General features: G+C 40.9%; 15 protein-coding genes. All 15 read right to left on the bottom strand.

The annotated features are described in order from the left end of the window. Window positions 1-8: 8 nt before the first annotated feature. The gene (locus H9565_RS07740) at window positions 9-3,392 is read right to left on the bottom strand and encodes a VCBS repeat-containing protein (RefSeq protein WP_215438635.1); all 3,384 of its coding nucleotides are present in this window, start codon (window positions 3,390-3,392) and stop codon (window positions 9-11) included. 24 nt (window positions 3,393-3,416) lie between these two features. Further along, window positions 3,417-4,943, bottom strand: coding sequence for a sulfatase family protein (locus H9565_RS07735; protein WP_215438634.1), 1,527 nt, complete (start codon window positions 4,941-4,943; stop codon window positions 3,417-3,419). 154 nt (window positions 4,944-5,097) lie between these two features. Next, entirely contained in the window at window positions 5,098-6,636 is a 1,539-nt protein-coding gene (locus H9565_RS07730) for a RagB/SusD family nutrient uptake outer membrane protein (protein ID WP_215438633.1), read from the bottom strand. Between the two features lie 21 nt (window positions 6,637-6,657). Next, window positions 6,658-9,777, bottom strand: coding sequence for a SusC/RagA family TonB-linked outer membrane protein (locus tag H9565_RS07725; RefSeq protein ID WP_215438632.1), 3,120 nt, complete (start codon window positions 9,775-9,777; stop codon window positions 6,658-6,660). Between the two features lie 303 nt (window positions 9,778-10,080). Beyond that, a complete protein-coding gene (locus H9565_RS07720; RefSeq protein WP_215438631.1) occupies window positions 10,081-11,001 on the bottom strand; it encodes a hydroxypyruvate isomerase family protein in 921 nt (306 codons plus the stop codon). Between the two features lie 48 nt (window positions 11,002-11,049). Next, on the bottom strand, window positions 11,050-11,613 hold the full coding sequence (locus tag H9565_RS07715) for a gluconate 2-dehydrogenase subunit 3 family protein (RefSeq protein WP_215438630.1): 564 nt from the start codon (window positions 11,611-11,613) through the stop codon (window positions 11,050-11,052). Between the two features lie 2 nt (window positions 11,614-11,615). Beyond that, complete coding sequence (locus H9565_RS07710) at window positions 11,616-13,328, bottom strand: GMC oxidoreductase (protein ID WP_215438629.1); 1,713 nt, start codon at window positions 13,326-13,328, stop codon at window positions 11,616-11,618. Window positions 13,329-13,363: 35 nt separating this feature from the next. Continuing rightward, window positions 13,364-14,866 carry an alpha-L-fucosidase gene (locus H9565_RS07705; RefSeq protein WP_246560375.1) on the bottom strand — a complete coding sequence of 501 codons (1,503 nt, stop codon included), beginning with the start codon at window positions 14,864-14,866 and terminating at the stop codon, window positions 13,364-13,366. A 14-nt stretch (window positions 14,867-14,880) separates the two neighbouring features. Beyond that, window positions 14,881-16,482, bottom strand: coding sequence for a sulfatase family protein (locus tag H9565_RS07700; protein ID WP_215438628.1), 1,602 nt, complete (start codon window positions 16,480-16,482; stop codon window positions 14,881-14,883). Between the two features lie 87 nt (window positions 16,483-16,569). After that, the gene (locus tag H9565_RS07695; RefSeq protein WP_215438627.1) at window positions 16,570-18,012 is read right to left on the bottom strand and encodes an alpha-galactosidase; all 1,443 of its coding nucleotides are present in this window, start codon (window positions 18,010-18,012) and stop codon (window positions 16,570-16,572) included. Between the two features lie 81 nt (window positions 18,013-18,093). Then, window positions 18,094-19,602 carry a sulfatase gene (locus H9565_RS07690; protein ID WP_215438626.1) on the bottom strand — a complete coding sequence of 503 codons (1,509 nt, stop codon included), beginning with the start codon at window positions 19,600-19,602 and terminating at the stop codon, window positions 18,094-18,096. A gap of 12 nt (window positions 19,603-19,614) precedes the next feature. After that, on the bottom strand, window positions 19,615-21,171 hold the full coding sequence (locus H9565_RS07685; protein WP_246560372.1) for a sulfatase family protein: 1,557 nt from the start codon (window positions 21,169-21,171) through the stop codon (window positions 19,615-19,617). A 73-nt stretch (window positions 21,172-21,244) separates the two neighbouring features. After that, window positions 21,245-21,706 carry a DUF5018-related domain-containing protein gene (locus tag H9565_RS07680; RefSeq protein WP_215438625.1) on the bottom strand — a complete coding sequence of 154 codons (462 nt, stop codon included), beginning with the start codon at window positions 21,704-21,706 and terminating at the stop codon, window positions 21,245-21,247. 27 nt (window positions 21,707-21,733) lie between these two features. Further along, window positions 21,734-23,542, bottom strand: a complete 1,809-nt coding sequence (locus H9565_RS07675; RefSeq protein ID WP_215438624.1) for a RagB/SusD family nutrient uptake outer membrane protein — start codon at window positions 23,540-23,542, stop codon at window positions 21,734-21,736. A gap of 12 nt (window positions 23,543-23,554) precedes the next feature. After that, window positions 23,555-26,650, bottom strand: coding sequence for a SusC/RagA family TonB-linked outer membrane protein (locus tag H9565_RS07670; protein WP_215438623.1), 3,096 nt, complete (start codon window positions 26,648-26,650; stop codon window positions 23,555-23,557). Between the last annotated feature and the right edge of the window lie 217 nt (window positions 26,651-26,867).

Here is a 26,867-nt window from a genome sequence, read left to right as displayed (position 1 = left end):
AAGCAGCCTCATTGAGCTGAAGTTCTATAAAACTGCAGACTGTCATTGTTGTTACTTATGATCAATAACTCCCCGTACTTTTTACTGCTCAAGCTTTTGATGTGTCTGGTTTGCTTATCTAGTAACAATCCTGATGTAGAAATGGGTGTTTCTTTAAAATTACTGTTTCCCATATTTTTTAACAGCGTTCCATAGCCGGCGTCGTACCGTCCTAGCTCTGTGTTGGCATCATGGAAGTTTTCTCCCAGCAATAGGTCCAATCTCCCGTCTTGGTCAAAATCTAGCGTATGAATAGCATTTACCGTAGAGAATTGAGCTGGGGTAGGTAACGGTCTAAGTTTGAATTTTTTGTTTCCAAGATTTTCAATGAAACAACTCCTGAATTCGTGAGTCTTTAAAATTTCTGCATTTTTTAACTCTTCTGGTGTAAAAATAGCCTTGAAGTCCGCTTGGGCAAAAGCACTGTATGTGGGGAATTTTTTGCGGAGATATACCATTTGTTTTTCAAGAAGGCTTTTTGAGGAGAAAACATGTTCCTTTCCTTCAATGAAATGTGTAGTAACTCCTTCGGGCCAACCGTTCTTGTCAAAATCCGAATAGTACATTTGTACCGGTTCTTTTTCCGTTGCCCTTAATTTTGAGTTTAGTCCAAGATTGCCCGCTACCAAATCAACGTCGCCATCATTATCAAAATCTCCGTATGCTAGGGAGTTCCACCAACCGTTTGAAAACTGTAGGGAGTTGGCCTCTGGGTTAGCTTTATTAAGACTCCCGTTTGAATTGTAGTACACTTTAATAGGCATCCATTCACCCACCAATACAAGGTCTTGCCAATCATCGCCATTTAAATCCACCCATTTTGCAGAATTGACCATTCCGCATTTTTCAAAAAGTTTTTGGGATGATGTATCCATGGAAAAACTGCCTTTTCCATCGTTTTTAAGAAGATATGAATCTGGAGAAGAACCGTATTTACCGGGGACAGAGCGAGAGGATATAAAAACATCATTGTCTCCATCTTTATCAAAATCGGCTATTGCCAAGTCTGAAACCGTTGTATAGATTTTAGGAAAATTATCTTGTCTTGTAAAGTTGCCCTTACCATTGTTTATATAAAGTCGGGTAAGACTTTTAGGGTCTGGTTTTATTTCTTGGTTACTGCCGCTACCCACAATTAAGTCCAAATAGCCGTCTCCATTAACATCTACAAAATCGGCTGCAGTATCTTCAGAAGCTGCATCCGTTTGTAGTGCTTTTGATGATGATGAGATAAATTTACCATTAAATTGCTGCAAGTAGATTTTAGAAGGTTGGTTTAGTGCCCCACCAACGAAAAAATCATCTGAACCATCATTGTTAAGGTCTCCTACAGCAATAGGAGGTCCCCAAGTGGAATTCATATGTGGAATTAAGTGTTCCCTATTAAATTCGTAAAATCGATTTTCTTGGTGCCGGTAATCAATATCTAATTCACTATTGTTTAAAAGGGTAAAAAGGGATTTAGGTGTTTTTTTGGTCTCTAATGATATGGTAGAAGCATTTTCTTGGGCAATGCTCAGCACTTGACCTGAATTCACATTTGTTAAAACGGTTTGCTGCTTGTTTGGCCATTGTACCAAGACGGTATCTACAATAGTGTTTTTGCCAACTGCAAAATTTAAATAGGGAGGGGTAGATGATAGATATCCGCGAACATTCAATAATTCCTGATATTGTTTTTGACCTTTGTTCTTTAAAATGACCTTAGCGCCAATTCCGTAATCGTTTCCGGCTAGACCTTTCAACTTTATTTTTAAATAATCCTTGGTTAAACTGTCATTCTCTATGGTGGTGTTTTTTAAGATGGATGCTTTTGCATTAAGGTTGTTAATTACCAAGTCTAGGTCGCCGTCATTATCAAGGTCTGAGTAAGTAGCACCGTTTGAAAAGCCTTTTTTTGTGCCGCCCCATTCAGAGGAAGTATTGGTGAAAGTAAGGTTGTTATTATTTTTAAAGAAGAAATTCTGCAAAGGATAACTTGGCATTTTATCCGTAAGGGCGTTACTATAGTCATAATTACCGGAACGCAATTGTTTTTGAACCTCATTTCCTGAAAGGAACTGCATATAATCCATATCATTACTGCGCCTAAAAATACCGTTGGTAATGAAAAGGTCTTTTTGCCCGTCCAGGTCATAATCGCTTGCCAAAACGGACCAGCTCCAATCTGTGGCTTCAATTCCTGATAATCTTGCTATTTCGCTAAAGTGCTCTCCGTCTCTATTCAGTTGAAAGGTGTTGTGTGCATACTGGTGTTGGTACCCAAAGGATAGTTTGTAATTGAAAATGGCATATGAATCCTCACCATGCGATGCTTTTAAGATTTCGGGCTCGTACGCCTGCATATCCAGAGACAGGATATCCGGTAGGGCATCATTGTTCAAATCGGCAATATCATTGCCCATAGAAAACCGACTGGTGTGTTTTATACGGGACTCTAAATCCTCCGTAAATGTACCATCTCCGTTATTAATGTACAGGTAATCATCTTCATAGAAATCGTTCCCAATATAAATATCTGGATAGCCATCTTTGTTAATGTCTGCCGTGCTAATACCCAATCCAAACCCTAATGGACTGCTATAGATACCGGATTCTTTGGTGACATCGGTAAACTTACCTCCATTGTTTCGGAATAACTTATCGCCATACGGACTGGAAATGAGTCGTTTTTCGGCACGGGGGAGAACACCGTCGTTAAAATTGGAGTGCGTCATAATATACGCATCTAGGTCTCCATCTAAATCATAATCAAAAAATGCGGTTTGCGTGGTTGCACCTTTAACTGTTAGGCCAAATTCAATTGCACTTTCTTTAAATTTTGGAATACCTTTCTCGTCATTGCCTTGGTTGATAAAGAGGAGGTTGTGCCCGTTAGTTCCTGAAATTTTTCCAATCTGACTTACATAAATATCCAATGTGCCATCCCCATTTACATCTGCAAGACTAACCCCGGTGTACCATGAATTTGAATCGCCGCCAGTACCAGTTTGCTCGGTAATATCTTTAAAGTCGAAATTTCCCGCGTTGAGGTATAATCTGTTCTGAACTTGATTTCCCGTGAAATATAGGTCATCAAGACCATCCCCGTTTAGATCGCCCGCAGCAACCCCACCGCCATTGTAAAAGTACATGTAGGAGAATAAGTTTAGCGTTTTGGAAGCTTTTACGGAATTGTCAAAATTTACGCCTGTAGTTTCACTGGAAACCTCTTGGAAAAGAGTGTTTTCCCCAACTTGTGTTCCTGGTTGTTCTTTTTCTTGACAGGATACCAATAGCAACGCAAACGAAGCCAATAACTTCAACCTTGTGATTGGTGAAATAGAATAACGTCCAAAAGAAAGTACAGGCATAGGTTTAATTTACGAGGCTATTTTTTATCGTTTTACCGAATATCCTTGTTTGCGATACGTCTCTAAAATAGTGGACATTTCTTGTACAACATCCGGGTGTACTTCAACAATATTATTTCTTTGCTCAGGATCCTTTTCCATATTGAATAAAAGGGCGGGTGTATCAAAATCTTTGTAACCTCTCAACTTTTTAAAAGAATCGGGCATTTTTGAATGTTGCCCAGAAGGTTTGTTAATGTATAGCCACTTCCCTTTTCGCAAACCCCAAATACCGTTGTATGTATTGTGTACGGTTGCTTCCCGCAATGGAGTGCTGTATTTTTCACCTTTTAGAAGGTCTAATAAATTATAACTATCCGGGGCCACATTTTCAGGAATTGTAGCGTTTGCAATTTCTGCCAGAGTAGCCATGATATCTACTTGAGAAATGACTTCCTTTGAGACGGTTCCAGCTTTAATTTGTTCTGGCCATTTAACGATGAAAGGCACGTGATGACCGCCTTCCCAGACGTCACGTTTTAGGCCTCTAAAATCTCCCATACTAAAGTGCTCGTATTTTTCTGCGCGCTCAAAAGCATATTTTTCAGGACCGTTATCCGCAGTGAAAATTACGATAGTGTTTTTATCTAAACCTTTATCTTTTAAAGCTTTCATCACTTGGCCCGCAACCCAATCAGTTTGAAACATATAATCGCCATATGGACCTGCTTCAGATTTGCCAACAAATTCTTCGTTAGGGATTATTGGTGCATGGGGAGAGGGTAGAGCCATGTAAAGGAAGAACGGTTTATCTGCTTCTTGTTGGTTGATGTAGGCTACTGTTTTTTTGGTAAGGGTGGGAAGTACCTCATATGGGTTCCAACCCTCAACTTTTGGGCCTGGCCTAAACTCCCATTCGCCTTCATTAACATTGAAACCTACATTATAAACGTCCATAACTGCTTTTGGAAGTTCAATAAATTGGTCGTTTTCAATCCATGCGTAAGGAGGAAAGTTAATGGTTCCATCACCAAAATAATAGTCAAAACCTTGATCTAACGGCCCGCCCGTGAGGGGTCCGCTCCAATCAATATCTTCCGGTCTGTAGAACTTACGTTTTTTGTTCCACTGAAAAACTTCGCCTGAAGGTTCGTTCTTGAATTTCCAATTCCACCCTAAATGCCATTTTCCGATGGCTGCAGTTTTGTAGCCATTGGTCTTCAGGAGTTCAGGAAGTGTAACATCCGATTCATTAAAAAATGGAGGGCCAAAAGAATTTACAATATCATGCTGTCTTCGCCAGTGATAGGTTCCTGTAAGTAACGCGTATCTACTAGGAGAGCAAATACCCGAAGAACTATGGGCATCAGTAAAACGAATGCCTTCCGACGCCAGTTGGTTTAGATTGGGAGTGGGTATTTTAGAATCCTTGTTCTGGCATTGTAGATCTCCATAGCCCATGTCATCTGCATAGATAATTACAATGTTGGGTTGTTGAGCATAAGTTTGGAAGGTTACCGCGAATGCAAAGAGTGTAGTAAGCGTAACTAGTCTTCTTTTTAGAATTCTCATGGGTTAACTATTAAAGAGAGATTGAAAATACTATTAATTAATGGAAACGATATAAAAAAGCCAGTTGACAAAATGGTCAACTGGCTTTAGGATAAAACTAACTCAACAATTTTAATAAAAACAGATGTCTTACTGTTCTCATGTTTATAGACTATTAATAATCAGGATTCTGCTCAAGAGCATCATTCTTGTCAATTGCACTTTGTGGCAACGGCCATTTATAATGTTTTGGAAGGAATACTCTATTGGCATCTACATGCGGATCATAAAAACCATTTAATTCTTCTTCTGCTATGCCCCAACGCTTAAGGTCAAAATAGCGTAAACCTTCAAAACCGAATTCGTATCTACGCTCGTTACGAACGGCTTCACGGAGTTCACCCGGATCTGTAGTGGTTATTGCTGGATAAGAACCTGTATCTCCTACAGCCACACCATATGCTCTTGCTCTTACCTCATTTATGGCATCAAGAACAGAGGTGTCAATACTGCCGGATTCTATTTTACCTTCAGCATACATCAACAAAACATCGGCATATCGAATGTGGATATAGTCTGTACCTTCTGTAAAATTCTGTACTAGGGAAGCCCTTGTTTGTGGGGTTGTCCATTTTAACAAACCAAAACCTGATAAGGTTTTTTGCTCAATTTCAGGATTCCATTCCCCTACTTGTACTATTTTACTTAGTCGAGGGTCACGGTTTTCCAAAGGATTAGCTTCATCATAAAGAGGAGATTCATCTATTGGTAGACCATCAGTAGCTTCAAAAGAATTCACAAAATCTTCAGTTGGTTTAAGAGTTCCCCAAAAGCCTATCATGATTTCACTACCTCTATCTTGGAATTCGCCAGGAGCACTTGAGTATTTTGTAGAGAAAATAATTTCAGGGTTGTCAACTTGTCCTGCATCTACAAAAAGGTCTTCGTAATTAGTAGATAGCGAAAAACTACCACCGTCCATTACGGCCTTTGCCGCTACAGCTGCTTCGGCATATTTTTCTTGGTACAAGTAAGTTCGGGCTAATAAAGCATTTGCAGAACCTTTAACAACATAACCATCTCCGTAAGGAGCTTCTGGTAAGTTGGCAGCAGCAAATATTAGGTCCTTTTCAATTTGAGCGAATATTTCTGACTCAGGAGCTTTTGGTAAATCTTGATTATCCAAAGTAGTTGGTTCTATTCTAAGAGGAACCTCTCCATAAGTAGTAACTAAGTTATAATAGAAAAATGCACGCAGAGTGCTTACTTGACCTTTCCATCCATTTAATTTATCAGCCTCAATATTCTCAACCTGATCAATGTTTGCTAAAAAGAAATTACAGGTTTGAATTCCTTTATAACATACATTGTAAAGTTGTGCGATTGCACCGTTATTACCACCAGAGGTAGGACTTGCCGTTCCATCAATCAATTCTCTAAAACCATAATTGAATGTTTGATAACAATCATCTGTTAAGGCATCCCAGTTGGGTTTGATTGTTGGAGGCCATCCACCATCTGCACGTATAGCCAACATGTTCTGTTGTAAATTACTATATACTCCGGTCAATGCTAGTTCTGCATCTTGCTCAGTCTGCCAAAAAGTTTCTGAAGGCAGTTGAGAAGAAGGCTGCTTGTCTAAAAAGTCGTCCTCGCACGAACTTATTGTAATCCCCAGAAAGGATAGAGCGAGTAATAAGATTGTCTTTTTCATTTATATAATATTTTTGATTGACTAAAATGTCATGTTTACACCTAATGTTAATGTTTTTCTAAATGGATAGGCATCTACACCATTAGCTTCCGGATCTACATCAATAGGGTAGTCTTTTTGGAAGGTAAGGTAGTTTTCTGCTGCAAAATAGAATCGTAATCTGTTGAACGGTGTCTTGTCCAATACGTCAGTAGGTAGAGAATACCCCAAGGTAACATTTCTTAATCTTAGATAAGAGGTGTCCCATAACCAGAAAGAATTGTTATATACTGTAGCTCTACGTGTTTCGGCTGTTTCGTAATATACCGCAGGCAATCTAGAGTTTCTGTTATCGGGCGTCCATGCTTCGGTTAACCAAGCTTTATCCGTACCGCCATCTTGTCTAAAAGGGTCACGGGCAATATAGTTTTTAGTACCTTCTACACCTTCCCAAAACATTCTAAAATCTAAGTTTTTGTAGTTCAAAGAAAGATTTAACCCGTACACAAAAGCAGGATATCTACCGTCTATATGGATACGGTCATCTCCATCAATAACACCATTATTGTCTTGGTCTTTCAATTTAATGAAACCTACCTTACCGGGTTGAGGTTGAGTAGCCGAACTTGCAATTTCTGCCTCATCCTGGAAGTAGCCATCGGCTTCCCACATGTACCAATCTTCAAAAGCGTAACCTTCTTCATTTATGTTTCTGTCCTGTATCTCTGGATCTCCAAAAGTTTTTAGACGGTTTTTAAACCATGAAACGTTTCCGTTTATGCTGTATCGTAAATCCTCGTTTATGCTATTGTCATGACCAATGACAATGTCCCAACCTTTGTTGGTCATAGCACCTTGGTTAACCACGGGAGCGTCCAATCCACTACTTTCATCAACTTGTAATTGTCTTAATATATCTACGGTTTCTTTTACGTAGTAATCGGCAGAACCATATAGTTTTCTATTAAATATATTAAAGTCTACTCCAAAATCCGTTACCGTTGTAGTTTCCCATGTAATATCAGAATCAACTAGGCTTCTTAAGCCAACTCCGGCAAGAACACTACTTCCAAAAGGATAGCCAAATTGGTCAAAAGATAGGGTAGATTGATAAGGGTATATACCAGAATTTAATTCATCATCCTGTACATTAATACCAATATTTTGGTTACCCAATTGCCCCCAAGAACCTCTTAGTTTTAGTTCGCTAACTGCTTCAATATCTTGAAAGAAGTCTTCTTTATCCAATCTCCAACCAGCAGACACCGATGGGAAAACACCTAATCTGTTTCCTTTGGCAAAACGTGAGCTGATATCTCCTCTTACGTTTGCTTCAAGCAGGTACTTTTCTTTGTAGTTATAGTTGGCTCTACCAAAGAAACTCTGTATGGCCCAACTTTCAGAAAAACCGGTTGTAAATTGATTTTCAGAATTTACACCTTCTAAATCAGTGATTTTTCTATTTGGAATGCCAGTTCTTTGTGATCTAGTGAAATTACGATCAAAACCTTCTTGACTATACCCTCCTAAAACTTTAAAGTCATGGTCGCCAATCAATTTTGAATACGTCAGCGTAGAGAATAACGTAGTTTGCTTACTCCACGTATTATCAATAGTTAATTGTGAAGCATCACGAGTTGTTCTTAGGTATTCGCCTGTTCTATAATTGTATTCGTCATATTGAATACGTTGATTTTTATAGTAGTCATAATCAAACTTATAAGCTCCTTTTGTACTCCAAACCAAATCGTCTGAAAGCTTAACATCAAAAAAGAGGTTTCCGTTAAAGTTATATTGATTTAAAACCTCTCCATCCTGAACTTCAAGCTCAGCTATAGGGTTGTTTCTAGTAAATCCTTCATCAAAACCAGGAAATTCTGTATCAGTTCCAGAGAATGCTTTACCTGAATAATGTCCTGTGCCATCTAAGGTATACACACCCCAAGTTGGCCTAACTCTAAATAAATTGAATAAGCCGGATTCTGTGCCTGCCTGCTGAGGACCACTTGTTTTTGAAGCTACGCCAGATACGGTACCTCCTACGGTAATCTTTTCTCCTATATCTGATTTTACACTCATAAAGAAGTTATTCTTCTTAAACCCTGAAGAGCGAATAATACCCGGCTGATCCCAGTTACCCATAGAAATATTATAGCTGGTGCCATCAATTGCACCACTAGCCGTTACAACATGACGTTGTACGATTGGGGTTCTGGAGGCTTCATCAAACCAATTTGTATTAGGAAAAGCTGGATTGCCTTGATTGTTTCGGTAAGCATCTATCACTTCTTGAGGATACGGATTGGCAGATGCTCCAGGTGTATTTATTAATGCCTGGTTCATTAAAGTCATATAATCTGCCGAATTGGATATCATTTGCGGTACCTTGGTAAAGGTCTCCGTTGACACACTACCGCTGTATTCAATCTTAAAGTTGTTGTTACCGCCACTCTTGGTAGTCACCAAGATAACACCGTTTGCAGCCCTAGAACCGTAGATAGCTGCTGAAGAAGCATCTTTTAGCACAGAAATGGAACTAATTACAGAGGGGTCTAAATCTTGTAGATTACCTTCTACACCGTCAATCAATACTAATGGAGAGTTGTTACTACCAAATGAGTTAAGACCACGTATTTTAATGTTAAGGCCTTCATTACCCGGAGCTCCACTGTTTTGTGAAATTTGTAGACCGGCCGCTTGTCCTTGAAGTGCTTGAAACGCATTTTGTACGTTTCTGTCTTCCAAAGCTTCTTCATCTACAGCGGTTACCGAACCGGTAAGGTTTACTCTTTTTTGTTGGCCGTAACCTACAACGACAACTTCATCTAGCTTACTTGCATCTTCCGACAAAGTAACATTTAACGTGGATTCACCATTTACTGGTACTTCTTGAGTTGAAAAACCAATGTAGCTAAACACTAAAATAGCATCATTGGAGGCGGAAATTGTATAATTCCCATCAAAATCGGTTTGGGTTCCTGTTGTGGTTCCCTTTACCAATACGTTTGCACCGGGCAAAGGCATTCCAGTGTCATCTGAAACCGTACCATTAATAGTGTCATCTTGGGCGTGTAGTTGCATGGTAGCTAAAAGGAGTCCTAAAAAGGATAATCCCAGCCGGAGCAACAAAGGTTTTTTGGTCGATTGTTTTTTGTGTTTCATAAGATCATTTGAGAGTTTTGAGTTATTAGGCGAATATAGTTTTGAAGTTAATTTTGATGTATAACAAATGGTTTCAATAGGGTGACATATGGTCTGAGTATAATAGTTGTGAAGTCTGTTTTTTACTAGTATTTACGCATAATCAATTAGTCCAAACGGTTTGGGTCTGTTCAAATGTGCACTTAGATTATTGGTAAAATGTCTCCTTCCGTAAATAGAATGTCTCTCTCTGTCAAGAGTTTGAGAAGAAGTAGTTCATAGATGCCAAGAGATTATTAAATAACTATATAATGAAAAGTAATTTTAATGCGCGAATGAATCTACGTTTTTATACGCATTTATAACCGCTTGCTCACCTTCTTTATCAGGTCTTGAGTTACCATGTTCCATGCCCAAAATTCCATTGTAGCCTTTCTCTTTAATGAATTTTAAAACATTCCAATAATTGATTTCTCCTGTGGTAGGTTCTTTTCTTCCCGGATTGTCACCAATCTGTATGTAGCCAATTTCATCCCAGCAGGCTTCCATGTTGGGTATGAGATTACCTTCTTGGATTTGTTGATGATATATATCAAAGAGAATTTTACATGAGGGAGAGTCTACGGCCTTACAGATTTCATAGGCCTGTGGCGAGTCTGTTAGGAATGCTCCCGGATGATTAAAAAAGTTTAGAGGTTCAAGCACCATTGTAAGATTGTGTGGCTCAAAAATTGCCGAAGCTTGTTTGAGTGTTTCAATAACGTTGGCTCTTTGGTAACCTTCTTTTATTTTAGGAGCCACGTTACCGGGTACAACGGTCATCCATTTGGCATTCACTCGCTTCGCTACTTCTACGGATTCTTTGCAGTATTCTAAAAAAGCCCTTCTTTTTTCCGGGTCTCCAGAAGCTACATGTCCATCTTTTAGAAAAACAGCTACAAATACACCCATTTCAATGCCCCTTTTTTGCATGGTCTGGGCCATTTTCTCTTGCAGGGCTACATCTCGGGTACGCATCTTATTATCCTCAAAAGCGGTAAAGCCTTGATCTGCCATAAAATTTAGCTGGTCAATAGGATCCTTGCCCGCATGATTTTCAAACATTCCCAAATGCGGAGCATACTTAAGGTTGAATTTATAGGGGTCTTTTGGTGAAGCTAGGGTAGCGGCATATGTTAGGCCCGAACCCATTGAAATTGCTCCTGTTGATAATGCTGTTTTTTGGATAAAATTGCGTCTTTTCATGGCAGGTTCTTGGTTATTTATAAAATGGTTATGATGATTGGTTTCACGTTAAATAGACCAAGCTTTTCCCCCAGTAAGTTCATCCAGATCTCCGCAGGCAATATATTTACCGGGAATAGAATCATATGCCAGCACTTCTTCACCAACATACTCCGTGCACTTGTAGCCCCAAATGGTCAGGTCTCTGATTTTTTTGGCAAAGGGAACGCCTTCGGCCTTTTTATCCGTCAATGCTTTTAATACCTCAGGTGCAAGATCGGCTTCAGTAAGGTCACTTATGTTCTCTTTGTTTGAGCTTTCTAGGGCGTTCACGGCCAATTGGTTCAAGGTAGCTTTAAATTGGTTGCGCTGAGCAGGAGGCATTACCTCGTTTGCAAAACTGTCCAAAAAGATATGTACGTTAACTTCCGAGGCCGATAATGTATCGGTTTTGGGCAGTATACTATCTATAACGCCTATAAGTACCGTACCTTCGTCTTCATTGAGAAACTGAGGTACCCACGTAGTGGTTTTAGTATCGTTACAGCTTTGTAAAACGCTCATGAATGTGGGTGCGGCTACTACGTAACCCATAGACATTCCTATTTGCATTAATGCTTTTCTTCTATCCATGGTTATATATTTCCTTTTTTAAGTTCTTCTGCTGCATGATTGGCGGCTCTTGCCGAAAACGCCATGTATGTCAATGACGGGTTTACACAACTTGATGAGGCCATAAAAGCACCATCTGTAACGTAAACATTGGGTACTTCATGTATTTGGTTATGACCGTTTAAAACCGAGGTCTTCGGGTCTCTTCCCATACGGGCGGTTCCCATTTCGTGAATACCGTGACCAATATTATAGGAGCTGTTGTGGGTGTTGATGTCTCTTGCTCCGGCCTTTTTTAGCATTTCTGCCGCTTGCACTACGATATCTTCACGCATTTTTAACTCGTTGTCACGTATTTCTGCATCAAAGGTTACGGTAGGTAGGCCCCAACCATCTAGATTGTCATAATCTAGGGTCATACGGTTGTCTTGGTACGGAAGTATTTCTCCAAAACCACCTACGCCCATAGTCCATCCGCCAGGTTTTAAGATCGCCTCTTTAAGTTCGGCGCCCATTGAAAGTTCGGCAACGGCATCTTTCCAGTTTTTACGACTTGCACCTCCTTGATATCCAAATCCGCGTAGGTAATCTTTGCTTTGAGATTTGGCGTCTATATTTTTAAATCGAGGAATGTATACACCTCCTGGTCTTCGGCCTTTATAATATTTATCGTCGTAACCATCAAATTTTCCATTAGCCCCTGCACCTAAATGGTGATCCATTATATTTCTACCCAATTGATCGGAATCATTACCCATTCCGTTAGGAAAACGATCTGATTTGGATTGCATCAAGATGGAAGCCGATGCTATGGCCGAAGCACACAAAAAAATAACCTTGGCGTTGAATACCAGTTCTTCTTTGGTCAATCGGTCAATGACCTTAACTCCTGTTGCTTTTTTGGTATCCGGGTCATAAATGACTTCGGTAACGATTGAATCCGGTCTTAGGGTTAGGTTCCCTGTTCGTTCCGCAGCTGGAAGTGTGGACGAGTTACTGCTAAAGTAGCCGCCAAAAGGACACCCTCTGGAACAACGGTTCCTGAACTGGCATTTGGTACGTCCCTCAAATTCTTTGTCACCCGTAATATGGGCTATACGGCCGGAGGTAACGACCCTTCCATCTAGGTTTTCATAGACTTTATCCCTAAAATGTTGCTCTACACAGTTTAATTCCATCATTGGAAGGAATTGGCCATCGGGTAGTTGTCTCAGTCCCATTTTTTCACCGGATACGCCAATGTAGCTTTCTACCTTATCGTACCAAGGAGCAATATCTTTATAACGAACAGGCCAATCTACACCATGGCCATCAATTTTATTTGCTTCAAAGTCAATTTCGCTCCAGCGGTAACTATGCCTTCCCCAAGTAATGGATCGTCCACCTACATGGTATCCCCGCATCCAATTAAAGGGTTTGGTCTCATTGTAGGGGTGTTCCAAATCGTTTACGAACCATTTGTACGAATCTGCGCTTTTGCCTTTGTTGGTCCGGCTTTGCTTGGGACGTTTTGCCTTTTCTTCAATTGAAAGCTCCATGCCGTGCTTAAAGTCCCAGTCGTCCATATGGGCAGTGGTGTAATCTTTTATGTGTTCCACCATTCTGCCTCTTTCGAGCATTAAGGTCTTTAGTCCGTTTTCGCACAATTCCTTGGCGGCCCAGCCTCCGCTAACACCGGTGCCTACTACAATGGCATCATAGGAACTTTGTTCTTCGTTAAAATAAAATTTGCTCATTTGTTACGTTTTGAAAAATAGGTTTTGATATGTTTTTATTCCAATAGAATACGAAAAACGTAGGCTGCTTCGCAAGGCTTTTGGCCGTCAACCGATATGGAAAGACCTTTGGAGGACTGTTTCCACTTTATGTTGTTCTTACCGCTTATGAATTCTACAGATTTAATTCGTTTTGATGTATTGGGATTATTTTTTGAAAGTGATTTTATTGTGAATTTGCCATCTTGTGGCCAGCCCAATGCCGTTGCATAAAGGGTTTTTCCTTTGGTAGTAAAACGAAAGTCTTCCGGACCGGATTCCTTATTTTTCTTTTCGGAATGATGACCTGTTTCTACTTTTGTAGGGCCTTCGCCAAAGATGGTCCAAGGTCGTGTGTCATAAATTGCTTCGCCATTAAGACTTAGCCATTGGCCCATTTCGTTCAGTATTTCTTTTGCTTCTGAGGGAATGGTTCCATCGGCTTTAGGGCCTATATTCAATAATAAACATCCGTTTTTGCTTACGATGTCTATCAATTCATCCAATAGGTAATTGGAAGTTTTGTATTCTTCATTGGTTACATAGCCCCAAGAGATTTTTCCTATTGAAGTATCTGTTTGCCAAGGGTATTTGTAAATGCCATCCATACGGCCACGTTCAATATCTAACACAATAAGGTCTTCAGGAAAGGATTTGTTTCTCATGTTCTTGTCCTGAAAAACAACACCCTTGTTCCATTCTTCACCTTTGTTATAGTAGTAGGCGAGTATTTTTTTGTGCATGACCTCAAAACCGGGTTTGTCCAACCCAAAATCGAACCAGAGCAAATCCGGCTCGTAATTATCTATAATATCCGTGGTACGATTCCACCATAGGTTTAGGAATTTTTTGGTGGGTAACGTATCATTACCTACCGGCTCACCGTACAGGTCGTAAAATTCAGGATTGTTGGTGTCCCAAGTTGGGTCGTCTTTTTCATAATAAACCCTGTGTAACGCAAAATGGGATGATGCTCCAAACTTCATTCCTTTGGCTTTGACCGCATCGGACAATAGGCGCATAACATCTTTTTTAGGTCCTGTATCCTTCACGTTCCAGCGGGTGTGGTTAGAAGCGTACATGGCGTAGCCGTCATGATGTTCCGCAACAGGTACTACGTAACGGGCACCGGCATTTTTGAACAGAGTAGCCCATTCATTGGCATCAAACTTTTCGGCCTTAAATTCAGGTATGAAGTCTTTATACCCAAATTTTGAAGGGTCTCCGTAATGTTCACGGTGATAGGTGTAAGGCTTTTTACCACCTTTGGACCATTTGGGTTCATATATGCCTTTTGGATATTTTTCACTACTGTATGCGGGTACGGCGTAAGGGCCCCAATGTAAAAAAATACCGAATTTGGCATCTTTGAACCATTCTGGAATCTCATATCCGGCTCTTATAGATTCCCATTCTGGCTGGAATTTTTTTGGTTTTATTTGAGCGTGCAATGCGGTTATCCCCATAAATAAAAAAAGGACGATCGCTACTTTTTGTGCAAATTTGGTTTTTGTTGTCATTCTGAATTTTGGCTTTAATTCTTTTTCGTTTTCTTTTTGGTGATAATGCCAATTTCAGGACGAGGTATATCTTCGGTTGCGCTTCTCATAACATAGGGTTCCCATTTGTCACGGGCCTTTTGCCATTCTTGAAGTGTTTTAGTAGGATACCATGACGGCCAGCCTATACGGTTAAAATCATAATTTTTTTGGTTTTTGGCTACCCATTCGTCCACTGTTGAAAATGGATTCTTATCGGGAAAAACGCCAAGGGCCTTAAACTCTTCACTTACACCTTTATCTTTAATAACATGGGTGCGCCAGTTCTGCAGTTGGGCCAACAGCTCTTTTTTCACAGGGCTATATTCGGGGTTATCGGCTACATTGTCTACCTCAAATGTGTCTTTTTGTAGGTCATATAGCTCAATTTGCGGTTTTACGGGGGCAAAGAAGGCGGCTTGCTCGGGAGTAAGCTCTCCTTTTAGGTACATAATGCTCATTTCGGCCAATACCGGATAAGCGTTTTCCTTGTATTGGTTATACTGTAAATATGGTCTTTCGGGCATTAAATTAAGAATGAGCTTATAATCTTTTGACCGTATGGAGCGCATGGCATCATGGGTTTCGTCCATTTTATCACGGGCGGCAAAAACGTACTTTCTGTTTTTTACCCCATCGCCTAAGAGGTTTTTTCCGTGTAGGGGAACTGGCGGTGTAACATGGGCGGCATCAAGTATGGTAGCATCAATATCCAAAGACATGACCAAGTCGTCATTTACTTGCCCAGGTTCTACTTGGCCCGGCCACCGCATAATCATGGGGATGCGGGTACCACCATCATACAAAAATTGTTTGCCTCGTATGTGACAACGACCATGGTCACCAATAAAGAAAACAATAGTGTTATTGGCCAACCCTTCGTCTTCAAGTCGTTTTAATAAACTGCCTATTTCCCGATCTACCAATTGCATTTGTTCAAGGCCATTGGCCCAATCGCGACGAACAAAGGGAGTATCTGCATAATAAGGCGGAAGCTCAACATCACTTATATTAATAGATCTTTGGGGGTCTCGGTTCCAAGACCGGTGCGTACCTCCAAAAGTGATTCTGGCAAAGAAGGGTTGTCCCGGTTTGCGGTCTGCCCAATCATTGGTATTCATAAAGAGCTCTTCCTTAGTGTCCGGTAAAAAGTTCATATCGGTTTTCCAACTCATTAGAGTGGTGAAATATCCGGCTTCTTCCAAGAGTTTAGGAATGGGCTTTATACCATGGGGTAGGGGTTGTTTGTTATGTTCACGATGTTGATTGGCTCCAATGTAATTTTGATGAAAACCGGTCATCATTGCCGAGCGTGATGTAGAGCAGACGGGAGAGGTGGTAAAGGCTTTATTGTAACGAATACCCTCCGAGGCCAATTTATCTACGTTTGGCGTATGTATACCCTTTGTGCCATAACAGGAAAGGTCCGGGCTCCAGTCTTCAATAGTAATCCAAAGAATATTAGGGCGGTTATCATTGGTTTCCTTTTGAGATGTTTTTGGAGTCTCTCCGCACGAGGCGAGCATAAGAACGCAGCAAAACAAAACTAGAGATACGTATTTCTTTATCAAAAGCGTCATAAGGGCAATGATTTCCATAGTCCAAATGAAATAGAAATAAGGTAAACTTGTGTATGTACTAGTTTATCTATTGTCTCTCTCGGTACATTAGGGTAAATTTTGTCTTTAGGAATAAAAATCGGAAATAATGTGTCTAGGTCCTTTTTCATAATCCCATAAATAATCACCGGTAGCTTCAACGCACTTCTGGCTGATATGATGTGGAAGTACCGAAACCAATGGGTATCCAATTTTGGATTTAAACATTTCCAAATGTTTTAGGTATTTCTCCTCGGTAATATCTTTTTCGGCATTACCCCCAATATGGTCTAGGTTAATACCCCGGCCTGGTGAGGATTTATAGGAAATTTCATAATGGGTCTTTACACGGGCGGGCCAGTCATATTTATCGTTTAGCCATACATCATTGGTACGGGTAACATCGGTAAATTTGGTAAAGAAAATATCCGGAACGTGAAATTCCATTTCAATGGTAGGGTCAATGCCTTTTGCTGCTTTGTACAATTCCTTATGGATGTGTAACATATCAGATTTAGTGTTGTAAGACATATCGATTTTAAATTTGCGCACCCCCATTTTGTAAAAGCGGTGGATTGTCTCCGTAGCGTACTCAAAAATATCTGCCTTGGGGTTCAGCCATCGCACACCCTTGTCGTACTCCGTTTTGCCTTGCGCTCTGTAAGCGCCCAAAAGATTAGGATTGTTCTGGGCAGCAATACTGGAGCCATGTATTTTAGGAAATGCTATCCACAGGCCGGGCGTAAACCCTTTTTCGTTGATAAGGTCCATGGTTTTTCTGAAATCTGGAAACTTTTTGGGGTCCGGATGCCACGAGCCGTAACCAGAGTTTAAACTACCGTCCGGAAATTGGCCCCAGCCATGGTCCAAGGTCATTTTTCCCTTAGGATATCCGTATTCGATAATTTTATCCAAATACTTCGCTACAAAGTCGTGATTCAGTAAATTAAAGTGCCCTTTAGGAACATTGGATTGTATTTTCTGCTCTACCCAAGTACAATATTCCACATCTGCCCAAAAATGAGGGAATACCTTGTAGGGCTGAATGTTCAGGCGCTGCATCATTTGGGTATTGTAGGCTTTCCAAGCATCATCGCCATTACCGCTTTCATCAACAAAAAGTTCCTGTCCCTCAGGAACGTTTACGGTAAGGGTTTCTTTTCCATCAAAACTGAAAGTAGAATTTTCAAAACCAAAAGTGGTCATAAAACCAACGAATTTACCGGCGGCATCGCGGATAATAGGGGAACCGCTCATTCCACTAGCTGGAACCGTAAACGGATTATGGGTAAATGCATCGCTTAAGAAATAGTAGGCATCACCACCTTTTTGAGCAGGGGTGCCATCACTGTTGTACGGGCAGAATAAGGGTTTGGTAACCTTTATTTTTACTTGTTCTCCTTGGGTTGGGTCTTTTTTGCTTGCTATCTCATAATGTGTAGAAGCAGCTTTTACCGCCATTGGGCCGGTAACCCCGGCTAGGGCAACACCCATGCCAGCTTTTTTTATAAAATTTCTTCGGTTGTTCATGTTGTACTATTCTTGGAGCGTGAGTGTTTTGGTGAAATTTGCCGGTTGGCCACCTTTAGGTAAAATGGTACTTTTTTTGACTTACTTGGTGAGAATGGAATTTGGCGGTAACGGCACTTTGTTTGAAGCCCGCCATGCTACCAGCTCATCAAGTAATTTTTGTGTTGTTTTGGTATGGTCTTGGGCCAAGTTCTTGGTTTCTTTAGGGTCTGTCTTTAGATTGTAAAGTTCTAGTTTTCCATCTGCCAAGAATTGGATCAGCTTGTAATCTCCTTTTCGGATTACGGAACATGTGCCGTGTTTATATTGGCTAGCCATGTGCCAGAACAAGGGGCGTTGCTTAAAATCAGAGTTGTCTTTTTTAAATAGGGGAGTAAGGGATTTTCCATCTAATTGACCTTTATACGCAATGTTGGCCACATCCATTAGGGTGGGGAAATAATCCATAACTGAAATAGGGATTTCAGTTCTTCTGGCTCTTATCTTGCCGGGCCAGTGAATTAGTGCTGGCACTTTTATTCCGCCTTCATAAATTTCTCCTTTGGCACCTCTCAACTTTAGATTCTCGGAGGCTATGGGGTGATAGCCATTATCTGAGGTAATAATTAAAATGGTGTTCTCTTCTAGCTTATTCTTTTTAAGGTACGCCATGATTTTACCAATGTTCTCATCCATAGATTCTACCATGGTGGCGTAGCTGGCCATCCGTTCTTTATTCTTGCCTATTCCCTGCCCCGTTACGGGGTCCTCAGGCTTGCTCATGTATTTGTTAAAAAGTGAATCGTTCCTGTTTTTTATAGGACGATGAACCGCGTAAAAATGGAGGTTGACCAAAAATGGGTCGGTTTTATGATGGTCCATAAACTCAATGGCGTCGTCAGCCAATCTATCCGTAAGCCATTCGTCATTGGATTTTGGAGTTATAAACGGGTTGCTGAACGGAGCGCGATACCCTCCGCGTTCACTTTTGTACCCACCTTCTTCTAGGGCGGGGTCACCTCTAAAGGTGCCGCCCACATTTTTAATAAATCCCCTTCCTTCAGGATAGTATTGTTTTACGGTTGGGGTCTTATGGCTTTCTACCCAGGTAAAATCTCCCGCTTGGGGTTGGTCCAATCGTTGTTGAATAGGCCATTTCATGGCCAGTTCTTTTTCTGGATAAGGACCTACAATATGCCATTTTCCCAAATGAATAGACTTGTATCCGATTTCGGCAAGGGGTTTGGCGTAAATGGGGTGTTCCTTTTCAACCGTCCATCTAGAGAATATATTTTCTTGAGCATCTCCTTTCTCCAATACAGGAACCGTATACACTCCCGTTCGGAAGGATTGTTTTCCTGTAAAAAGTGCGGACCTTGAGGGAGAACAAGTAGGATACATATAGGCATTGTCAAAAACCAGGCTTTCTTTGGCCAAAGCATCTAATGCCGGAGTTTCAAAATAAGTAGAGCCATTAAAACCAACATCGGCATAACCAAGGTCGTCCACAAGGACAAAAATAATATTGGGTTGTTTTTCTTGGGCCCAGTTGTACCCGAACGTGGCAAGAAATAACAACACAAAATAAAAAGACCTTGGTTTTAGATACATAGTGCTAAATTTTTATTCGGTTTTTTTTATGTACTTGAGCGGGGCGATACGTTTACCGGTTTTGTAATCCAATCGCTTACCGTAATAGATATAATTATCAAATATGTCTCCCTTGCCCAGTGTTCTGGGGTCGCCCTGAGCAATAAGTTCCGTTTCCATTTGGGTACGAAGCTTTTTGATGACCGTTGCATTTTCCGGTTTATTAGCCAGATTATGGATGCAGTGCGGGTCTTTCTTAATATTATAAAGTTCGTGTTCCGGTCTCTTATCAAAATTCATCTCAAAGAAAGGGTACTCGTCATCTTCCGGTTTAAGCGAGGTTAGGTAACTTTTGGTAGGAGAACCATCCGTATTCATAAAACCATATTCAGGATTGCCCACGGGCCATCTCTCGGGTTTTATATTGTGAACATATAAGAGCGAGTCGTTCCTGATGGCCCTTACCGGATAGGCTAGGTCGGTTCCGTCTTCATTGGCGCGTCCTATATCATGACGTTCTTTGCCTAAAAGCACATGGTCCCGATTTTTATCTATCCTACCGGATTCCGTAGAAAAAAGTTGTTTTGTAAGACTGCTTCCCGTCATTTGTTCGGGAGGCGTTTCACCCACTACCTCCATAAAAGTAGGGGCCAAATCAGAAAAGCTAACGAAATCGCTTACCGTACGGCCGGAAACAATTTTTCCTTTCCAATAAGCAATCAATGGAATATGGAAGCCTTCTTCATAAATCTGGCCTTTTACCCTTGGGAACGGCATACCATGGTCAGACGTTATGAGGACCAATGTGTTTTTTAGCAGCCCTTTTTTCTCAAGAGCTTTAATTGCTTTACCCACATGGGTGTCAAACCACTCTACTTCGTTTGCATAATCCAATAAATCGCCGCGAACCACTTCATTATCTGGATAGAAGGGCGGTACATTTGCTTCTTCTAACCTTCGGCCCGCTTTCTTCCAAGAATCCAATTCGTAAAAACGATGGGGTTCTTTGGTTCCCAACCAAAAACAAAACGGGGTATCCGTAGGGTTTTCATTGAGAAAAGCCTCAAAATTAGCGGCATAGTCAACATCCGTAATTCCTTTATACGGTGGTTCTAGTTTTATGGTGTTATATTCCGGCCCTGCGGGGTTGTCCTTAGTGTCATACACACCAGGACCCCAACCTTTGCCCGTATACCCTACACGATAGCCCTTTTTAGCCAATAACTGCGGATAGGTTTTGAATTCCAGAGGAAAACGTCCGTTATGGTTCGCGGCTTCCTTTAGCTGCCAGCTGTACTTGCCCGTTAAAATACAGGCCCGTGCCGGTGAGCATTTAGGGTTGCCGTTATATGCATTTTGAAATACCAATCCATCCTTGGCCAGTTGGTCTATTTCCGGCGTATTGATGAAGGTATCTCCATAAGCACCAAAACTCTTCATTGAAGCGTCATCCGCAATACAGAACAGAATATTAGGGCGCTCTGTTTTTGTTACTGTATTTTCACTGGTAGGAATGTTCAAAAAGGCTAACACGCCTACCATACTGAATTTTAAAAGGGACTGAAAAGTTGGAAAAGCATATGTTATCATAAACTTGATTTTTACAAGAAAGTTACAAATTGTTTGTGCAACGTAAACTAGGAGTAGGGATACATACCCTGCCCTATTTATTGAATTCCGTAATGGTTAAACCCCAAGTAAGTTTGGTGCCATCTGCCGCTGTAACTTCGTAACTGATAGGGTTGGTGCTAAAATCGCCAATCTCACCAAGGGCAGGGGCTCCGTTTGCCGGGGCCAACGTAGCTGCCGTAGAAATATCTGCGTAGCCCACTATTTCCGAAAGGCTTACCTGTGACCGTACTTCCTCCGGAAAATCGCCATTGGCAGGCGGCACAGTTATGGCGCAGGCTACCTTTTGATTAACCGTGTCTATGGTCGTTTCTACATTCAATTGAACCACTTGTAGGCGGTTAAAGTCTTGTGTGTCATCAATCCATCTATATTCGAATCTGAAATTGGTAATTTCGGCCTCGTTGAATGTGGGCAGCTCTTCTAAATCTGATTTCAGGCAAGAGGTCATTGTAATGCCTACGAGCAAGAATAGTAAGTATGTTATATTTTTCATTTTATACGAATTTTGTTGTGCGTTAGTTTACCAGCCTGGATTTTGATCTAGTTTTTCATTTAGGATACGCTCGTTTTCAGGAACAGGAAATAAGTAGCGTCTTGTAGAAAAGCGTTTTTTCTGATTGCCCGGTTTTAATATTACGGGTACGCTTTCAAAGCCTTTGCCATCTGCTGCAATTTCAAAGAAGGTATATTCTTTGTCGTTTAATTCCGAAATGATACCTCCGCCTTCTTCTTTACCCCATCTTAAAAGGGACCAATATCTATCGTTCTCAAAAAACAATTCTACGCGACGTTCAATTTTGTACCATTCCCAAACTTGATCTAAGGTCATGCCTGCCATAAGCTCCGGTAGTTTGCCATGCTCAACCCTGGTTTTGTTGATGTATTGAACCGCTGTTTCTGCATCGTTTAGGCGCAGCATAACTTCAGCATAGTTCAAATAGGCACGGCCTAATCTGGTAATGACCTGATGGTAATTTGTGAAGTTTACCGCTTTGTATCCTTCAATATCAGGATAAATACCCTTTCTTATAAAATAGCCGGATATAGTGGATGCTTCAGTACCCTTCGTACTTTGTACATAATGCATATTGCCACCAACTCTAGTGGTAATGGTATTGGTAAAAAGTTTTGAGGAATCCTGTACAATAGAAGCAAAGAAACGGGCGTCGCGATGTTCGTTATATATAGCATCGGAAAGAAACCCTCCGTTAGTCTCAAAATCTTGATAGTATGAGGTTTCGTTCCACCTTTTTGCTACTCCGTCCGTATCGGTTACCAAATAATCATCAACCAAATCGGCAGAAGGCATGGCGGTAGTCCACCCTAAAAATGATTCGTTCAGTTTTGGGGTACCTTCCGTTTTGGCAACCTCCATATTAGGAACAATACGTTGCATTGGAGTCAATACACAGAGTGTAGCATCTATATTGGTGTATAGCCCTAATATGATTTCCGATGAATTTAATGCATTGGTGTAATTGTTAAACAATTCTGCGTAATTAGGGTCTAGACTGTACCCTAGCGCAAATAAGTCTTCGCTTGCTTTTTTGGAAATGTTGTAATAGTCTTCTTTTCCACTTTCAACATATGCAGCGCCGTGCAGTGCAATTTCTGCCAACATAGCATATGCGGCACCTTTTGTAAGTTCGCCAGTCTCTACATTGCTAGAAACGGGTAAATCTAGAGCTGCTTCCTGTAAGTCTTTGATGATAAAATCATAGGTCTCTTTTATCGTTTCCGATCGTGGTAACTTTAAATCGTCTTCAGGGGTAAGCACCTTATCTACAATTACGTATTTACCGAACAAACGTGCCTTTGAGTAATAGATTAAAGCACGTAACATCTTGCCCTGTGCAATCAATTTAGGTTTGATGTTTTCCTGGATGCCTTCCGAAGCGGCCACTTTTTCAATGATCAAGTTACAGTCCCTGATGACTTCAAAAGAATTTTGTTTTATAGGGGATTTTAACCCTAATGGAGCCCTTCCGTAGAAATAATAAGAGTTGTTTTTGGCCCAACCGGCGTCATAAAATTGATCGATCAGGTCTAAGGCCACTTTGTTGGCATTTACCAAAACGGTATTATCGGTAAAATCGTCATTACCGGCGCCACCTCCTTTTGGGTCTGGATCTTCCGGGTTGACCAATAATTCAGGCAATACCGAATTATAGGTGTTATAAATAAAACCTTGGGCAAGATTAGCATCGCTCCACACATCTTGTTCAGTGTACTTGTCTAAGGGTTTGGTATCTAAAAGGTCGTCGCTACATGAGAAGCTCATGAGGGCGATCAAAACAGAAAACAGGGTTATATATAAGTTCTTCATCATTATTTTTTTGAATTAAAATCCTAGGTTTACACCAAATGAATACGTGCGTTGTACTGGGTAGCCGTAGCTGTTTATCCCGTTGTTGGCACTTTGCACTTGTTCTGGGTCAAAAAAGTCTTTTACCGGAGAAATGGTAAACAGGTTGGTACCACTTGCAAATATTTTACAGGAAGAAATCCAGTTGTTATCCGCTAAAAACGTTTTCTTTAGGTCATAACCCAGCTGAATATTCTTTAATCTGAAATATTTGGCGTTCTTTAAAAAGTAATCCGAAGGGTTGCTTACAATATCATTATTGCCTCCGTTCACGGCTACTGAAGTAACCGGTCTAGGGTAGGATGCACCCGGGTTTTCCGGTGTCCAATAGTCCAATTGATAGATATACGTTAAGCGTTTGGCTTCTGCGGCAATAAACCGATCAAAACCAATATAACGGTTTCCGGCACCTTGAAAGAGACCGTTCATGAACCATCCTTTGTAGCTCATATTAAAATCTATACCGTAGGTAAGGCGTGGTTGAGAAGGAAGGCCTAGCAAGCGTTTATCCTGCTCGTCCACTTTACCGTCTCCGTTAGAATCCACATAGCGGATATCTCCACCTTGAGTTTCCGTAGAACTTAGCAAACGTGGGGTGTTTAAGATATCATTGTCATTTTGGTATAATCCGTCAGTAACAAATACTTTTCCACCTTGCCAGTAATCGGTCCTCTGGGTTTCCCTTGTGTACGGGTTTTTGAGTGTAGCTTGATCTTCGGTATCCAGTTGTTCCCATAATTGATTGAAATAAGAAACGTTACCGCCTAACCCAAATCTAAACTCGTTGATGTTTCCTTTGTAACGTAGCGAAACTTCATATCCGGCTCTACGTTGTTTAGAACCTGAGCGAATTTGAGGCAAAGGTTTGCCCAAAGGTTGGGAGTACACATTTTGTGGACTTACCAAAAAACCTGTGGTTAAGTAGTAGAAATACTCTAGGGTACCGCTAAATTTATCTCCGAATGTAGAGAAATCCAATCCGTAGTTGAACGATTCCCTATTGTACCAAGTGAGTTCGTCCGGATTTACCAAATTGCCTTCTGAGTAACCGTTTGCCAAGGCATTGCCAATAGTATAAACGCCAGATTCAAGATTGTATACGGGGATATAACCAAATCTGTTTACTCCTTCCGAGACACCTGTTTTACCATAAGAACTTCTAAGTTTTAAAGAGTTGATGATATTATCCTCTTTAAGCTTTTGCATAAAATTTTCCTCGGCAATATTCCATGCAAATGACATGGCGGGAAAGAATCCCCATCTTTTTTTAGGGGCAAAATTGTCATTACCATCATAACGGCCACTAAGCTCAATGATATATTTGTAGTCAAAGTCATATTTCAAACGGAAAACATAACCTGCATTGGCGGCTTCCTGTTCGCTACCGTCATTGTCTTTACCCACGGCCGGACCGGCAAAAAGTTGATCTACGGCACCGGACAGGTAATTTCTTCTTGAAGCTCCTAAATCTGCATATTTGCTGGTAGTCTGGTTGTACACAAAGGTAGCATCAAGACCGTGCATGCCAAAGGTGCGGGAGTAAGAAGCACTAGATTCAAAATACAATCTATTACTGTAGTATGAATTTAAGCTCAAGGCCGGTGGTGTTTGTGGTGTTAGGGAGCCGTCCTGCATGTATAGCGGAACATTGTATTCCCATAATTTACCCCAACCATCACCATCACGGTAGTTGGCCATTACCCCTAATTTAAAACCTTCTATGTTGGGAACTTGCCATTTTACGTCTAGCTGTGCATTAATGAACTTGTCCCGGGTCTTGTTATAACCCGCGTCCTTATCCGTTAAGGCAAGTGGATTGTCCCCGTTGCCGCCCCCGGCCAGTGTGCCGTCTAGATTATAACCTCTGTAAAGTGGGTCGGTATTTTGGTTTACAGCTCGCCAAACACCAAACATACCCGCAGAGGGTTCTTCGTAGTTTTCAATACTGGAGTTGAGGTTTACGCCAACCTCAAGACCTATTTTATCAAATTTGGTAGTTACGTTACTTCTAACATTGAATCTAGTATAGTTTACTACATCTTGTTTAAGCAGACTTCCTTCATCAATATACCCCATAGAAACAAAGTAGTTGGTTTTTTTGTCTCCTCCGGAAAGTGAAAGATTGTGCCTTTGCTCGGGAGCAAATTCCTTAAGGGTCAGGTCTGGCCAGTTATTGTCCGGATACGTATCCAAGTCTGCGTGGGTCCTGATGGTTTCTAATTGCTCTGGGGAATACGGAACCGGTATGCCTTCATAGGCACTTGCAGCATTTTGAACCTGTGCAAATTCATAGGAATTCATCATTTCCGGTAATATAGTGGGTTGGCTCATTTGGTAATTGTAGGAGTAATTGACGTTTATTTTTCCGTCTTTACCTCTTTTGGTCGTTACCAAAACAATACCGTTACCCGCTCTTGAACCATATACAGCGGTTGCCGCAGCATCTTTAAGAAAACTGATGCTTTCAATATCATTGGAGTTAATGGTTTGAAAATCTTGTTGTTCTGTAATGACCCCGTCAATCACGTATAAAGGGGAGCCACCACCACGAATGGAGATAGCCGGAGAGCTACCGGGAGCACCACCACTGTTTTCTACAATAAGACCGGATACTTGTCCTTGCAAGGCCTCGCCAACATTGTTGAAAGGGGTTTGTTCCAATTTTTCGGGTGCTAACGTGGTAACCGCTCCAACCATTTTTCGTTTGGTAGATGTACCGTAACCAATAACTACCACCTCGTCTAATTTGGCAGAATCCGTGTCTAATGAAATGTCTATTGTGGTTTTTCCATCAATAGTAACTTCTTGGGTGCTGTACCCAATATAGCTGAATACTAAAATGTCCGATCCAGCAGGAACATCAATAGAATAATTGCCGTCAAAATCGGTAACGATTCCTATACTGGTTCCTTTTACCAAGACATTGGCACCGGGAAGCGGCATACTGTCTTCGGTACTTATTACCGTTCCGTTAACTGTTGTTTGTGCAAAAGAGAAGCTGCATATGAGCAACATCATTAAGCAAAGCGAAAACAACCAACGCTGTGGAATTTTAGGTCTGTTTTTTTTCATGTTTGAGTTGAGTTATAAAAAATTTAAGTTGAGTGAAAGGCGCTATTTGGAATGTTAATTTTTTAACAATAGCGAGAAACAAAGGTATTTTTCAAGCAAAAAATGATGTATTCAAGCGTAAATTTTATGTCTCTTTAAATTCAAACTGATGGCTATTAAAATTTTAGGGCAGACCAGCAGAAGGTTTTCTTTTGTAGTGTTTTAGAGGTGGTTAACA

This window comes from Zobellia russellii, assembly GCF_018728565.1.
In the GTDB taxonomy this organism is placed as follows: domain Bacteria; phylum Bacteroidota; class Bacteroidia; order Flavobacteriales; family Flavobacteriaceae; genus Zobellia; species Zobellia russellii.
The sequence above is the reverse complement of the archived record's forward strand: the minus strand, read 5'-3'. Positions and strand labels throughout refer to the sequence as shown.

Excerpts from the sequence above, each read along its gene's own strand:
- H9565_RS07740 (WP_215438635.1), bottom strand. The coding sequence starts at position 3,392 with ATGCCTGTACTTTCTTTTGGACGTTATTCTATTTCACCAATCACAAGG.
- H9565_RS07705 (WP_246560375.1), bottom strand. The coding sequence starts at position 14,866 with ATGACAACAAAAACCAAATTTGCACAAAAAGTAGCGATCGTCCTTTTT.
- H9565_RS07720 (WP_215438631.1), bottom strand. The coding sequence starts at position 11,001 with ATGAAAAGACGCAATTTTATCCAAAAAACAGCATTATCAACAGGAGCA.
- H9565_RS07670 (WP_215438623.1), bottom strand. The coding sequence starts at position 26,650 with ATGAAAAAAAACAGACCTAAAATTCCACAGCGTTGGTTGTTTTCGCTT.
- H9565_RS07685 (WP_246560372.1), bottom strand. The coding sequence starts at position 21,171 with ATGATAACATATGCTTTTCCAACTTTTCAGTCCCTTTTAAAATTCAGT.
- H9565_RS07700 (WP_215438628.1), bottom strand. The coding sequence starts at position 16,482 with ATGGAAATCATTGCCCTTATGACGCTTTTGATAAAGAAATACGTATCT.
- H9565_RS07680 (WP_215438625.1), bottom strand. The coding sequence starts at position 21,706 with ATGAAAAATATAACATACTTACTATTCTTGCTCGTAGGCATTACAATG.
- H9565_RS07735 (WP_215438634.1), bottom strand. The coding sequence starts at position 4,943 with ATGAGAATTCTAAAAAGAAGACTAGTTACGCTTACTACACTCTTTGCA.
- H9565_RS07730 (WP_215438633.1), bottom strand. The coding sequence starts at position 6,636 with ATGAAAAAGACAATCTTATTACTCGCTCTATCCTTTCTGGGGATTACA.
- H9565_RS07725 (WP_215438632.1), bottom strand. The coding sequence starts at position 9,777 with ATGAAACACAAAAAACAATCGACCAAAAAACCTTTGTTGCTCCGGCTG.
- H9565_RS07715 (WP_215438630.1), bottom strand. The coding sequence starts at position 11,613 with ATGGATAGAAGAAAAGCATTAATGCAAATAGGAATGTCTATGGGTTAC.
- H9565_RS07690 (WP_215438626.1), bottom strand. The coding sequence starts at position 19,602 with ATGTATCTAAAACCAAGGTCTTTTTATTTTGTGTTGTTATTTCTTGCC.
- H9565_RS07675 (WP_215438624.1), bottom strand. The coding sequence starts at position 23,542 with ATGATGAAGAACTTATATATAACCCTGTTTTCTGTTTTGATCGCCCTC.
- H9565_RS07710 (WP_215438629.1), bottom strand. The coding sequence starts at position 13,328 with ATGAGCAAATTTTATTTTAACGAAGAACAAAGTTCCTATGATGCCATT.
- H9565_RS07695 (WP_215438627.1), bottom strand. The coding sequence starts at position 18,012 with ATGAACAACCGAAGAAATTTTATAAAAAAAGCTGGCATGGGTGTTGCC.